We start from the raw sequence: 13,938 nt of genomic DNA, 5'->3' as shown, positions 1-13,938 counted from the left end.
AACGGTCTCGTGAAACCTGCAAGCGGTTGCTTGCGTTGTAAGCAAGTAGTCGCTTGCGTTGTGAAAGATTTCACGAACCCGAAATGACCGAACCAATCCGACAGCAGATCATCGATGCCGCCGTCCGCGTCTACTCCGACGTCGGATTCCGCGGCGCGACCACCCGACGCATCGCCGATGAGGCGGGTGTCAACGAAGTGACGCTCTTCCGCACCTTCGGCTCCAAGGCCGCCCTCATCGCCGAGGCGGTCCAGTGTCACGCGCAGGCTCACGCGCGGACCCCGCTCCCCGATGTCCCGGTCGATCCCGAGGCCGAACTCACCGCCTGGGCGCGCTCGCATCACGACTTCATGCTCGCCAACAGCGGCATGATCCGCACCGCGCTCGCCGAGATGCACGAACGCCCCGAGTGCGCTGGGGCCACGCTCGAACAGCCGGCGCAGACCCACCGCGACCTCTGCTCGTACGTCGAACGGCTCGCGCAGCACCGCTTCATCCCCTCAGCCGCGGACGCGAAGGCCGCGGCGGCCATGCTCCAGGGGTCCCTCTTCGCCGATGCCATGGGGCGCGAGATGATGCCCGTCGAGATGCTCCTCCCCGCTGAACAGATACCCGCCAACTACGTGCGACTCTTCCTCCGCTCCCTCGGCGCCACGCTGGCGTCGCTCCTCCTGCTCCTGCTGCCGCTCTCGGCACAGGCACAGCAGGCCGCGCCCGCGGCAGGCGCCGCGCTCTCCCTCGCCGACGCGCTCCGCCTCGCCGAGCGCAAGAGCGAGGGCGTCGCGATCGCCGGCGCCGGTGTCACCCGTGCCCGCGGCCAGCAGGCGCAGGCCAACGCGCAGCGCCTCCCGCAGGTGAACGGCACCGCTGGCTACCAGCGCGCGATCCAGAACCAGTTCCAGGCGATCACCGAGCGCTTCGCCGACCCCAACGACACCACGAGCGGCGGGGCCGGCGGCTTCGGCGCGATCTCGCAGATCTTCGCCGCGCCCAACACCTTCACGTTCACGCTCGCCGCCACACAGAACCTCTATACCTCCGGCCGCGTCCCCGCGGCGCGCGCGGGGGCCGCCGCCGGACGCACGGCCGCCGAGATCGGGCTCACGTCGGCGCGCGCGCAGGCCGCGCTCGATGCCGCGCAGGCCTACTTCGATGCCGTCGCCTCCGACAAGTTCCTCGCCATCGCCGAGAGCTCGCTCGTGCTCACCGAGCGCACCCTCACGCAGACGCAGCTCGGGCGCGAGGTCGGCTCGGCCTCGGAGTTCGACCTGCTCCGCGCCCGAGTTGCCCGCGACAACCAGAAGCCGCTCGTGATCCAGGCCCGCGGCGCGCGCACCACCGCGTATCTCCGCCTGAAGCAGCTCCTCGACCTCCCGCTCGGCGGCGAGGTGACGCTCACCACGCCCATCCGCGACGACGCCAGCACGGTCGAGACGGCGAGCGGCCCCATCCGCCTGGCCGACGACCGGTCGCTCACGCCCGACACGAGCGTCTCCTCGCGCGCGACGGTGCGGCAGGCCGAAGCGCAGGTGACCGCGTCGGAGCACGCGCTGCGCGCCGCGCGTCTCTCGCGACTCCCGTCGGTGCAGCTCTCGAGCACCTACCAGCGCTTCGCCTATCCGCCCGAGGGCACGTTCCTCCCCTCGGCGATCGACCTCTACTTCCCCAATTGGAACGTCACCCTCGGCGTCTCCTTCCCGGTCCTCACCGGCGGCCGTCTCCGCGGTGAGCGGCAGGTGGCCGAGGCGAACCTCACCGAGGCGCAGCAGCGGTTGCAGCAGACCCGCGAGGGCGCGTCGCTCGACGCGCTGCTCGCGATTACCGCGCTCGAGCAGGCGCAGGCGTCGTACCTCGCGTCGGTCGGCACCGACGCCCAGGCGGCGCAGGCGTACCGCATCGCCGAGGTGCGCTTCCAGGAAGGGATCTCCACGCAGCTCGAACTCACCGAGGTCCGCGTCCAGCTCGAGCAGGCGCGGCTCCAGCGCGTGAACGCGGCGCGCGACCTCGAGATCGCGCGGCTCCGGCTCGCGCTCCTGAAGGACCTCCCCCTCACCACCGGGGGACGCTGACCATGCCCATCGCACACAACAACCTGAGGAAGTCCCTGATGTCCCGTCGCGCCCTCGGCCTCGCCGTCCTCGCCACGCTCACGCTCGCGGCCTGCGGCAAGAAGGACGCCGGCGCTTCCGAGACGCCGTCCGAGGTGACGGTCCAGGTCGGTCCCGAGGCGATGACCATCGCCGCGAGGACGGTCCTCTCGAGCGGCCCCATCCTCTCCGGCTCGCTCGTCGCCGAGCGCACGGCGCAGATCCGCGCCGAGCTGCCGGGCTCGATCATCCAGGTCTTCACCGATCCCGGCACGCGCGTCGCGGCGGGGACGTCGCTCGCCAAGATCGACGATCGGGCGATCAACGATGCGTACCTCTCCGCGCGCTCCGGCCTCACGGCGGCGCAGACCGCGGCCGACATCGCCCAGCGCGAGCTGGCGCGGGCGGAGGCGCTCCTCAAGGCGGGCGCGATCAGCGACCGCGACCTCGAGAACGCGCGGCGGGGCGACCTCGCGGCGCGCACGATGCTCGACGACGCCAAGGCGCGCCTCTCCTCGGCGCAGAAGTCCCTCGACGCGACCAACGTCCTCGCGCCGTACGCCGGCGTGGTGAGCGAGCGCTTCGTGAACCCGGGCGACGTGGTCGCCCCGGGCTCGCCGCTCATGAACGTGGTGGACCCCGCGACCATGCGGCTCGAGGCGGCGGTGCCGGCCGAGCAGCTCTCGCAGGTGCGCGTCGGCGCGCCGGTCCGCTTCTCGGTGACCGGCTATCCGGGCCGCACGTTCGAGGGCCGCATCTCGAGCATCAACCCGAGCGCCGATCCGCAGACGCGTCAGGTGCGGCTCTTCGTGCGGATCCCGAACAACGGGAACCAACTGGTGGCCGGGCTGTTCGCCGAAGGGCGGGTCGCGAGCGACTCGCGCGAGGCGCTCACCGTGCCGGAGCTGGCGGTGGACCTCCGCGGCCTCACGCCGTCGGTGCTCCGCCTCAAGAACGGTCGTACCGAGAAGATCGAGGTCACCCTCGGGGCGAAGGACGAGGCACAGGAACGGGTGGAGATCACGGCCGGCGTGACCGCCGGTGACACGCTGCTCGTGGGCCCGGCCCTCGGCATCTCGCCGGGGACGCCGCTCAAGATCACGACGCCGACCGATTCGAAGCCGCGGCAGTAGCGATCCCCGCTGCGGCCCTCCGCCTCAAGCCATCCGACCCATGTTCATCTCCGATTTCGCCATCAAGCGCCCGCTGATCACCATCGTCTCGATGGTGGCGCTGGTCGTGTTCGGGCTCTTCGCGCTCTTCCAGCTGGAGACCGACGAGTTCCCCGACGTGCAGCAGCCGATCATCAACGTCGCGATCCCGTACCCGGGCGCGTCGCCGGACGTCGTGGAGCGCGAGGTGCTGGACCGCGTCGAGGAGGCCGTCAGCGGCATCTCCGGCGTGGACCGCATCTCGGGCGCCGCGCAGGACGGCTTCGCCAACGTGACCGTCTTCTTCGTCTTCGAGAAGGACCTGCAGCAGGCGTCGCAGGACATCCGTGACAAGATCTCCTCCATCCGCTCCGACCTCCCGGTCGAGATGAAGGAGCCGATCCTCACGCGCTTCGATCCGGCCGACCAGCCGATCGTGCAGCTCTCGCTCAACTCGAGCACCCTCGACGCGGCCGCGCTCACGCGCATCGCCGACCCGGGACTCACGCGCGTGCTGCGCGGCATCCCCGGCGTGGCCGAGGCGGTGGTCGTGGGCGGCGTGGAACGTGAGCTCACCGTCGAGATCCGTCCCGCCGCCATGGAGGCCGCCGGCATCACCGTCGCCGAGGTGGTGGGCGCGCTGCAGTCGCAGAACCTCGCCGTCCCGGTCGGGCGCCTCAACGGCGCGATCGACGAGCGCGCCATCCGGCTCAAGGGCAAGCTCGAGACGCCGGAGGACTTCCTGCGTCTCGTCGTCGCGCAGCGCGGCGGTCGCGCCATCCGTCTCGGCGAGGTCGCCGACGCGCGCGACGGCACCGCCGAGATGCGTACGGCGGCGATCTACAACGGCAAGGACGCCGTCGGCATCATGATCAAGAAGGCGAAGGGCTACTCGACGACCGAGGTGAGCACGCGCGTGCTCGAGGGCGTCGAGGAGCTCCGGCCCACGCTGCCCGCCGGCACGACCATCGACGTGATCCAGGACCGCGGCGAGCGCGTGACCGCGTCGGTGGCGAACGTGCAGAGCACGCTCATCGAGGGCGCGCTCCTCACCGTGCTCGTGGTGTTCCTGTTCCTCAACTCGTGGCGCTCCACCGTCATCACCGGCCTCGCGCTCCCCATCTCGGTGCTCGCCGCCTTCGTCGCGGTGTGGGGCTTCGGCTTCACGCTCAACACGATGTCGCTGCTCGGCCTCTCGCTCGCGATCGGTATCCTGATCGACGACGCCATCGTGGTCCGCGAGAACATCGTGCGACACGTCGAGATGGGGAAGGACCACTTCAAGGCCGCGCACGAGGGCACCGACGAGATCGGGCTCGCCGTCGCGGCGACGACCTTCTCGATCGTCGCGGTCTTCGTGCCGATCGGATTCATGTACGGGCTCTCGGGGCAGTGGTTCAAGCCCTTCGCGCTCACGATCGCCTGCGCGGTGCTCGTCTCGCTCTTCGTCTCGTTCTCGCTCGACCCGATGCTCTCGGCGTACTGGCCGGACCCGGAACTCGAGTCGCACGAGCATCGCAGCTGGATCTCGCGCAAGCTCGTGACGTTCAACGCCTGGTTCGACCGGATGGCGCTGCGCTACACCAAGGTCATCGGCTGGGCGCTCGACAACCGCCTCGCGGTCGTCCTGCTCGCGACGTTCAGCATGGTCGGCGCGATCTGGCTGCAGGCGAACTACGGCGGCTTCGGCTTCGTGCCGATCACCGACAACTCCGAGTTCACGATCCAGGTGGAGACCCCGCCGGGTTCGAACCTCGACTACACGCGGCTCAAGGCGGAGGAGGCGGCGCGGATCGCGCGGGCGCATCCCGAGGTCCGCTACACCTTCACGACCATCGGCGCCGGCGGCGGCATGGACCCGTCCGAGGCGCTCGGCGCCGTGGACGTCGCGACGGTCTACGTGCGCATGACGCCCAAGGCGACGCGGAGCATCTCGCAGGAGGTCTTCGGCGGGACCATCCGGCAGGAGGTCAAGCAGATCGGCGGGGCGACCGTCGCCGTCTTCACCAACGGCTTCGGCGGCGCCATCAAGCAGATCCAGCTCGAGCTGCGCGGCAACGACGCGCGGCAGCTGCAGGCCGTCGCCGACACCGTGATGGCGCGCCTCCGCGCGATCCCCGGCGCGGTGGATGTCTCGCTTTCCACCAAGGGGCAGAAGCCGGAGCTCGAGATCGCGCTCAACCGTGCGCTCGCCGGGTCGCTCGGCGTCTCGGTGGGGCAGATCGCGCAGTCGCTGCGCCCCGCCTTCGCCGGCGTCGACGCGGGCGACTGGATCGATCCGTCGGGCGAGAACCGGAAGGTCCGCGTCCGCCTCGCCCCGTCCGCGCGCACGCGTGTCGGCGACATCGAGCGCCTCCCCATCGCCGTCGGTCAGCCCGGCGGGCGGATGACGATGCTGCCCCTCGGGCAACTCGCGACGGTCACGCAGGGCATCGGCCCGGCGAAGATCTCGCACCTGGACCGCGACAACGTCATCGTCGTGCAGGCCAACGTCGAGGGCCGCTCGCTCGGCGAGGTCACCAGTGCGCTCACCGCCGAGGTGCAGAAGCTGAACCTCCCGGCCGGGGTGCGCTCGTCGTTCGGCGGCGAGGCGCGCGACCAGGCGCAGGTCTTCGGCGACATCCTCGCCGCGCTCGGCATCGCGCTCCTCCTCATGTACCTCATCCTCGTGATGCAGTTCGGCTCGTTCCTCGAACCCATCGCGATCCTCATCTCGCTGCCGCTCTCGCTCATCGGCGTGGTGCTCGCGCTGCTGATCACGAACGACACGCTCAACATCATGTCGATGATCGGCGTGATCCTGCTCATGGGCATCGTCGCGAAGAACGCGATCCTGCTCATCGACTTCGCCAAGTGGGGGCAGGAGCAGGGGATGGACCGCCGGACGGCGATCATCGAGGCCGGCCGCGTGCGCCTGCGGCCGATCATGATGACGACGCTCGCGCTCATCGCCGGCATGATCCCCGTCGCCCTCGGTATCGGCGAGGGTGCCGACTTCCGAGCCCCGCTCGGCCGCGCGATCATCGGCGGCACCATCACCTCGACCTTCCTCACGCTCCTCGTCATCCCGACCGTCTACGAGATCATGGACGAGATGCGGATCTGGGTCAGCGGGTTCTTCAGCTTCCCGGAGCGGCCCAAGACCGGCGAGTACGCGGTGCCCACGCGCGAGTAGTCCGGGGCGCTGCTCCTGCGGACCAGCTTCACCACAGAGGGCACAGCGGACACAGAGAAGGGCGGAGGGCGCTTGGCGCTCTCCGCCCTTCTGTCATCCGCCTCTCGTGAACCGCCGTCAGCGCTGTGGCTTCTGGGTGATCCGTTCAGTCCCCGAGGCCCGCAGGATCACGGTCCCGCCGGCGTGTTCGGCCCCGCCATCGGCGTAGGGGGGCGACGCGGACGGTGCGAGACGATCCAGGCCTTCTGGGCCGGCGTGTAGACCTGCCAGACGGCGTAGTGCAGGTCGACCACGTCCACGCGGAGCGCGATCGCGAGCGGACGGCCCGTCGCGAGGATCGCCCGGATCTCCTCACGCGTCGCGCCGGCCTCCTTCGCCGCACGCGCCTGCTCGAAGATCGCCTTCAGCGAATCGATCTGCGCGGCATGCGCCGCACGGAACGCCGCGCGCAACGCGGCGATCGAGTCGATCTGCGTCTGGCTCAGCGCGATCGAGTCGGGGAAGGGACGCCGGAACGTGCGGCCATCGAACGGCCGCGTCGCCGGCTGGCTGCCCATCGTGCCTTCGAGCGAGGACCCGGCCTCGCCGAACATCACGAGCGCGTAATCCTCATCGGTCTGGGTGGCCGCGGGCTCCGTGCTCGCCTGATCGCAGGCAGCGAGGACGAGGGTGGCGACCAAGGCGGGGGCGATGAACTTCCGAAGCATCGTGTGGACTCCTCTGTGGCGTGTGACGCCGGTTGTCGCGTGGCAGGGTGGGAGCCGCCGCGGTTCACCCGGTTGGATGCCGGACTCGATTGAACGTTAAGGGGCGAGCCGACGACGGCCAGAATGCCCGCCCGGGCCCGTCACGCGGTGACACCGGCAGCCTCCCGAAGCAGTCGCCACGCCTCGGCCACGTGCGCCTCCCGCGTACGGATGTTGCCGATCGCCATCCGGAGCACGTACCGCCCCCCCAGCTTCGTATGGGAGAGGAAGACGGTGCCGCTCGCGTTGACCCGCTCGAGGATCGACGCGTTGTGCCGCTCCAGCGCCACCTCGTCGGTCGTCCCCGCCGGCCGGTGCCGGAAGCAGACGACCGACATCGGGACCGGGGCCACGACCTCCCACCCCGCCTCCCCCTCGATCCAGCCGGCCAGCGTTCGGGCCAGACCACAATGGAAGCGCAGCCGCTCCTGGAGCCCGTCCGTCCCGAACGCGCGGATCACGAACCAGAGCTTGAGCGCCCGGAAGCGTCGCCCCAGCTGGAAGGAGTAGTCGGACTGCGAGAGCGCCACTTCCTGCTCCGCGGTCTCCAGGTACGCCGGCGTAAGACTGAAGGTCCGCTTGAGCAACGCCGGATGCCGCGTCCAGAGCACCGAGCAATCCATCGGCGTGAAGAGCCACTTGTGCGCGTTCACCACCAGCGAGTCCGCGCGGTCGAGTCCTCCGAAGTGGTGCCGGTACTCGGGGACCATCGCGAGCACGCCGGCGTACGCCGCATCGACATGGAGCCACATCCCCTCGCGCGCGCAGACGGTCGCGATCGCCTCCACCGGGTCGACGCTCGTCGTGGACGTCGTGCCGATCGTCGCGACCACGGCGAGCGGTCGATACCCGGCCGCACGGTCCGCGGCGATCGCCGCCTCGAGTGCGTCCACGCGCATCCGGTACGCGCCGTCGCTCGGGAGCCGCACCACGTTCTCCGCGCCGAATCCGAGCGTGATCGCCGCCTTGTCCACGCTCGAGTGCGCATGCTCCGAGCAATAGATGCGGAGCCGCGGCAGCTCGGGGCGGCCGGCCATCCCCTTGTGGCGGATCTCGAGCGCCGGGTCACGCTCCCGCGCCGCCGCGAGCGCCTGCAACGTGGAGACCGAGGCGGTATCGGTCAGCATCCCGAACCAGTCGCCGGGGAGTCCCATCGCATCGCGCAGCCAGTCGGTGGTGACCTGCTCCAGCTCGGCCAGCGCCGGCGAGGTGCGCCAGAGGATGCCCACCTGGTTGAGCGCCGCGATGACGAGCTCGCCCAGGATCCCGGGGACCGATGCGGTGTTCGCGAAGTAGGCGAAGAAGGCGGGATGGTTCCAGTGCGTGACGCCCGGCATCACGATCCGGTCGAGATCCGCGAGGATGGTGTCGAGCGACTCGCCCTGCGCGGGGGCCGTGGCGGGGATTCCCTTGCGGAACTCCCCCGGTGCCAGCCGCGAGAGCACGGGATACCGTTCAGGGGAGCGCAGGTACTCGGCGATCCAGCGGGCGAGCTGGGTCGCGTGGCGTTCGAACTCCTCGGGCGAGAGGTCGCCGGGCTCGTGGGGGGCGGTCGTCGACATGCGGGAAATGGATGATCCCCGGGCGCGCGGGGCAATGGGGGCGCGACACGCGCGGCACGGGACCACCGTACGGAGGCGCATGGAACGGAACGACCGACGACTCGAGGCGGCCGTCGCGCTCGGGATCATCACCGAGCAGCAGGCCCAGGCGATCCGGGCGATCGCCCCCGCGCATGGCGAACGCGCGCCACGCCCGCCGCGCGCGATCGACGCCGCGACGATCGGCTACGTGCTCGGCGCCATCACCGTCGTCGCCGCGATGGGCTGGTTCCTCGCCGACCGGTGGGAGTGGCTCGGTCCCGGCGGGGCGCTCGCGACCGCGGTGCTCTATGGCGTCATCCTCGTCGTCGTCTCGCAGCGCCTCGCCCGCGAGGGCTTCACGACGGCGTCTGGGCTCGCGATGCTCCTCGCGGTCGGGACCGTCCCCGTCGCCACGATCGCCCTCAACGAGCTGCTCGGGCTCTTCGCGCGGGTGCCGTTCGACGGCTGCCACACGAGCGACTTCGACCTCCTCGCCTGTCGCGGCGAGGAGCTCCTCGTCGAGCTCGTGACCATCGCCGCGGCGCTCCTCGCGCTGCGGCGCACGCGCTTCGCCCCGCTCGTGCTGCCGGTGGCCGCGCTCTCCCTGCGTCTCCTCTTCCATCTCGTGGATGCGCTCGGCGCGAGCCCCATGGGCTACGGCACGCAGGGATGGGTGTGGGCCATCGGCGCGAGCTTCACCGCCGCCGCCGCGTACACCGCGGAGCGGCGCCAGTCGGACGACCTCGACATCGCCTTCTGGCTGCATTTCGTGTCGGTCGTCGCCGCACTCACCGCGACATTGCAGGTGGTCGGCTCGGAGGAGTTCTACAAGCACCTCCTGCCGGCGGGCGCCGTGGTCGCCTTCGCGTACGCGCTCCTCATGCGCCGGTTCGTCCATGTGGTGCTCGGGATGCTCTGGTTCACGGGGTACGTCTTCTGGCTCGCGGCCTCGGTCTTCCGGGACTCGCCGGCCTTCCCGATCGTGCTCGCCGCGCTCGGCATCGCCGTCATCGTCGCGACGGTCTGGGTACAGCGGAACGCCGAGCGGCTCGCGGCCCGAGTCGGCGTGGTGGGCGGGACCGGACGGCCGCGCTTCCCGGGCGGCGCGGCGTTGCTGCTCGCGCCGGCGCTGGTGGCGGCGCTCATGATCCCCATGGCGGTGCGCGAGGACGCGGACCGCAACGCGGACGCGCGCTGGAGCGGGGAGCGGTTCGCGCGGCGGACGCGGGCCGAGGCCATCCGGACCGCCCGCGAGGAGGAGGCACGCGCGGCCGCCGCGAAGGACGCGAAGGAAACCCCACCCCCTCCCCAACCGTAGAACCTGCAGCACACCTGAACGGCCCCGGCGTCCCGCGTCGGGGGCCGGCTCGTTGTCCCGTCCTCGCTGGAGTGGTCGATGATCGTGCTGGGAATGCTGGCCGTCGCGCTGCAGGTGCAGGTGAACGTCGACGTGAACCGGTCAGGCGGGTCCGCCTCGGTCGGTGTCCGGCCGCCGCGCATGCGGATCGAGGTCACCGATGAGCACCGGCGCACCGCCTTCAAGGACGCCGCCGCGCGCGAACTGCTCCTGCGCGCCCGCGCCGCCCGCCTCGAGCAGGACTCGACGCTCCTCTCGTACGACGTGAAGAGCTACCAGCGCGTCTCCGCCGGCATGGCCCTCCGCGAGACGGCGCGCGACCGCCTGATCTTCCGCTCCGAGAACGCCTCCCACGTCCGCTGGCATCGCGCCACGGGCGCCCGCGTCGAGGTCCTCGGCGCCCGTTCCGCGGTGCCCATCGTCGCCGGCTTCAAGGAAGCCGAGGCGGAGATGGAGCAGGACATGATGGACGAGGCGTCGGACATGATGGCGATCCCTTACTACCCGGGGAAGGACGAGCTCTGGCTCTTCGAGATGATCGGCACCACCGACTCAGAGGACGAGGGACGCTCGATGCTCATCCATCCCGTCGCCGAAGGGTCCGAAGCGTACTTCCACTTCTCCTCGGGTGACTCGGTGGTCATGACGCTCCCCGACGGGAAGCGGATCACCCTGCGCGAGATCCTCGTCACGCCGCGCGAGGCGCGGTGGAACCTCGTCGTCGGGTCGTTCTGGTTCGAGACGGACGACGCGCACCTGGTGCGCGCGGTCATGCGCTTCTCCGCGCCGATGGACATCTGGGAGACGGTCGAGGAGGAGGACTCCACGGCGCGCGACGACGTGCCCTGGGCCGTGCGGGGATTCCTCTCGCCGATGAAGGCCGAGATCACCGCGGTCACCATCGAGTACGGCCTGCTCAACCAGCGCTTCTGGCTCCCCCGCACGCAGGGCGCCGAGGGGTACGCGCGCGTGAGCTTCATGCGCGTGCCGTTCAAGATCGAGGAGCGCTACCGCTACGAGAGCGTGAACGCGATCGACTCGCTCGTCGCGATCCCGCCCCCGGCGTGGAAGCGCGGGAGCGAGTTCGAGGACAGTCTCAAGACCGCCGGTGTCGATTCCACCGCGCGGAGCGAGGCGATGAAGCACTTCTACGCCTCGCGCGACTCGGCGCAACGCGCCGAGCGCAAGCGGCAGTGCGACACGAGCGGGAGCTTCGTCGAGTACCATCAGCGCTACAACGGGACCCTGCCGCTCGCGATCGAGGTCCCCTGCGACCCCAAGCGCCTCGCGTCGTCGTCCGAGCTGCCGCCGTCGATCTACGACGAGGGCGAGGAGCTCTTCGGTGCCGCCGATCGCGCCGAGCTGATGCAGGCGCTCGACTTCGGGTTGCAGCCGGCCTGGGCGCCGCGTGCGCCGACCATCGCCTGGGGCCTGAACGAGACGCGCTACAATCGCGTCGAAGGGCTCGGCACCGGGGCCGTCGTGACGTCGCAACTGGGCAGGGGATACGTCGTGGCGCTCACCGGCCGCGGCTCGATCGCCGACAAGCAGCTCAATGGCGAGCTCTCGGTCTCGCGCAGCAACGGGCGTCGCGAGCTCCGCGCGACCGCCTATCGTCGTCTCGTCTCGAGCGGCGACTTCGGATCGCCGCTCTCCTTCGGGGCGTCGTTCAACTCGTTCGTCTACGGGCGCGACGAGGGGTTCTACCACCGCACCTGGGGCGGGGAGCTCGCGGGAAAGCGGACCAACGGGAACGGGTTCGTCTGGCGCGTCTTTGCCGAGGAGCAGTGGGAGGCGCCGGTGGCGACGCGCTTCTCGCTCACCGGCGGCGCCCATGACGACCGCTTCCTCGGCAACGTCGCCGCTGACCGCGGGTCGCTCTTCGGAGCGGGCCTCACCTGGCGCGGCAGCCGCGGGCTCGATCCACAGGGCTGGCGCCTGAGTGCCGACCTGCGGCTCGAGGGCGCGGCCGTCGATCCCTGGGCGGCGAACGGCGCGACCGAGTACGGACGCCTCTTCCTCGAGACCACCGTCTCGCGCGGGCTCGGTCCGCTCGCCGCGTCGGTGACGGGGGCGGCCGGCCACATCGTCGGCGACGCGCCGGCGCAGCGCCACTTCTTCCTCGGCGGGCTCCAGAGCGTGCGCGGCCAGACGGCGGGGACGGGCTACGGCACCGCCTTCTGGCTCACGCGCGTCGAACTCGGCACCAACAACGCCGCCGTGCGTCCGGTGCTCTTCGGCGACCTCGGTTGGGCCGGCTCGCGCGACGCTTGGAGCCAGACCGGGCGACCGATGAGCGGCGTGGGGGTGGGGGCGAGCTTCCTCGATGGGATGATCCGCATGGACCTGGCGCGCGGCCTCTATCCGCGATTGCAGACGCGGTTCGACGTCTCGCTCGAGGCGCGGTTCTAGCTTCGTCCAGTTCCGCGACACCGCACAGGGGGCGGACAGAGGCTCTTGCCAATCTGTCAGGGGGGTGTCTCATTAGAGGCGCCCCCCTCGTCGTCCACCTCCCGTCCACCGTCCGAGCTCGCCCTGCAAGACCCCGTCGCCGCGCATCAGGCCGAGGAACAGGCGAACGCCGAGATCCTGCTCTGGCAGGGGCGCTATCGCGCGGTCTTCATCTCGCTCGTCGGCTTCTCGACCATCACGCTGAAGTGGTTCGGCGTGATCTCGTCGGACTCGGTGTTCGTCGAGCGGATCGGGTTGCGCCCGGCCCTGCTCTGGGTGCTGGCGCTCATCGTCGCCTACCTGCTGCTGCACCGCGTGCTCGTCTGGCACCTGCGGCGCGCCGGTCGGGCATCGCGCGGGCTGGCGGTCGCGGCGATCGCGAGCGACATGGTCTCGCTCTTCACGGCGGTGGCGCTCATGACGCCGCCCGAGCACTACGACCGCGCGCTCATCGTCTCGATCTTCACCGTCCAGCTCACGCAGCTCTTCTTCGGCTGGACGGTGACGGTCGCGAACCTGCTCTTCGTCGGGATCGGCTACACGGGGCTCATCGCGCTCGCGGCGGACGCCGGCGCCGCGACCTCTCCGCCCGAGGAGCTCTGGACCCTCGCGCTCTACGCCATCGGCGTGCTCGTCTACGTCGGGCTGCAGGGACACGTGGCGCAGCGGATGCGCAGCCTGGTGCAGGTCTTCACCAAGGCGCAGGACGGCGACTTCTCGGCGCGCTATGACGAAGGCGCCGACCAGATGCCCGACCCGGTCACGGTGATCGGGCGCGCGTACAACAAGATGCGCTCGCACCTCGAGACGATCGTGCTCACCGATCCGCTCTCGGGCTGCTTCAACCGGCGCGGGCTCAACCAGCTCGCCGAGCGCGAGGTCTCGCGCGCGGTGCGCGCCAAGAAGAACATCGCGGTGCTCGCGATCGACGTCGACCACTTCAAGCACATCAACGACGAGTACGGGCACCTCACGGGCGACGAGGTGATCCGCGAGGTGGGTGCGCTGCTGCGGGAGACGGCGCGCGACGTGGACGTGGTGGCGCGCATCGGCGGCGAGGAGTTCACCATCCTCGCACCCGACTCGAACGACGAGGGGGCGCTCATCCTCGCCGAGCGCGTGATGCAGGCCTTCCGCCAGCACCAGTTCCGCTCGCTCCCGCCGGAGCGGCGGATCACCACCAGCGTGGGCGTGGCGGCGGCGCCGGCGCGGGACGACGAGGTGGCGAAGACGCTGCTCGCCCGCGCCGACGAGGCGCTCTACGTCGCCAAGCGCAACGGCCGTGACCGCGCGGTCGTGTGGCACGCCGGGATGCGCGCGTTCGACGGCGCCGCGCATGGGCGCGCGCGCCACTCCACGCCGTCGATGATCCGCGCGGTCGAGTAGAC

General features: G+C 70.7%; 8 protein-coding genes. 6 read left to right on the top strand and 2 right to left on the bottom strand.

Annotated elements, in window-relative coordinates; all coding sequences use genetic code 11:
• The first annotated feature begins 83 nt into the window (after positions 1–83).
• The 3 genes from IPJ78_04690 to IPJ78_04680 are packed head-to-tail and all read left to right on the top strand — an operon-like array spanning position 84 to position 6,413.
• Positions 84–2,069 carry a TolC family protein gene (locus tag IPJ78_04690; GenBank protein MBK7905844.1) on the top strand — a complete coding sequence of 662 codons (1,986 nt, stop codon included), beginning with the start codon at positions 84–86 and terminating at the stop codon, positions 2,067–2,069.
• 38 nt (positions 2,070–2,107) lie between these two features.
• Positions 2,108–3,220: an efflux RND transporter periplasmic adaptor subunit gene (locus IPJ78_04685; GenBank protein ID MBK7905843.1), complete on the top strand. Its 1,113-nt coding sequence runs from the start codon at positions 2,108–2,110 to the stop codon at positions 3,218–3,220.
• Between the two features lie 40 nt (positions 3,221–3,260).
• Positions 3,261–6,413, top strand: coding sequence for an efflux RND transporter permease subunit (locus IPJ78_04680; protein MBK7905842.1), 3,153 nt, complete (start codon positions 3,261–3,263; stop codon positions 6,411–6,413).
• A 167-nt stretch (positions 6,414–6,580) separates the two neighbouring features.
• On the opposite strand, the gene IPJ78_04675 is transcribed toward IPJ78_04680, so the two are convergent.
• Both IPJ78_04675 and IPJ78_04670 read right to left on the bottom strand, forming a co-directional pair.
• Positions 6,581–7,120 carry a hypothetical protein gene (locus IPJ78_04675; GenBank protein ID MBK7905841.1) on the bottom strand — a complete coding sequence of 180 codons (540 nt, stop codon included), beginning with the start codon at positions 7,118–7,120 and terminating at the stop codon, positions 6,581–6,583.
• A 140-nt stretch (positions 7,121–7,260) separates the two neighbouring features.
• A complete protein-coding gene (locus IPJ78_04670; GenBank protein MBK7905840.1) occupies positions 7,261–8,721 on the bottom strand; it encodes an amino acid decarboxylase in 1,461 nt (486 codons plus the stop codon).
• A gap of 79 nt (positions 8,722–8,800) precedes the next feature.
• On the opposite strand from IPJ78_04670, the gene IPJ78_04665 reads away from it, so the two are divergent.
• From IPJ78_04665 to IPJ78_04655, 3 genes are all read left to right on the top strand, one after another.
• The gene (locus tag IPJ78_04665; GenBank protein MBK7905839.1) at positions 8,801–10,060 is read left to right on the top strand and encodes a hypothetical protein; all 1,260 of its coding nucleotides are present in this window, start codon (positions 8,801–8,803) and stop codon (positions 10,058–10,060) included.
• A 78-nt stretch (positions 10,061–10,138) separates the two neighbouring features.
• Positions 10,139–12,511, top strand: coding sequence for a hypothetical protein (locus IPJ78_04660; GenBank protein MBK7905838.1), 2,373 nt, complete (start codon positions 10,139–10,141; stop codon positions 12,509–12,511).
• 45 nt (positions 12,512–12,556) lie between these two features.
• The gene (locus IPJ78_04655) at positions 12,557–13,936 is read left to right on the top strand and encodes a diguanylate cyclase (GenBank protein ID MBK7905837.1); all 1,380 of its coding nucleotides are present in this window, start codon (positions 12,557–12,559) and stop codon (positions 13,934–13,936) included.
• Positions 13,937–13,938: the final 2 nt, after the last annotated feature.

Source organism: Gemmatimonadota bacterium (genome assembly GCA_016714015.1).
Taxonomy (GTDB): domain Bacteria; phylum Gemmatimonadota; class Gemmatimonadetes; order Gemmatimonadales; family Gemmatimonadaceae; genus Pseudogemmatithrix.
This window is presented reverse-complemented; position numbering and strand designations above follow the sequence as displayed.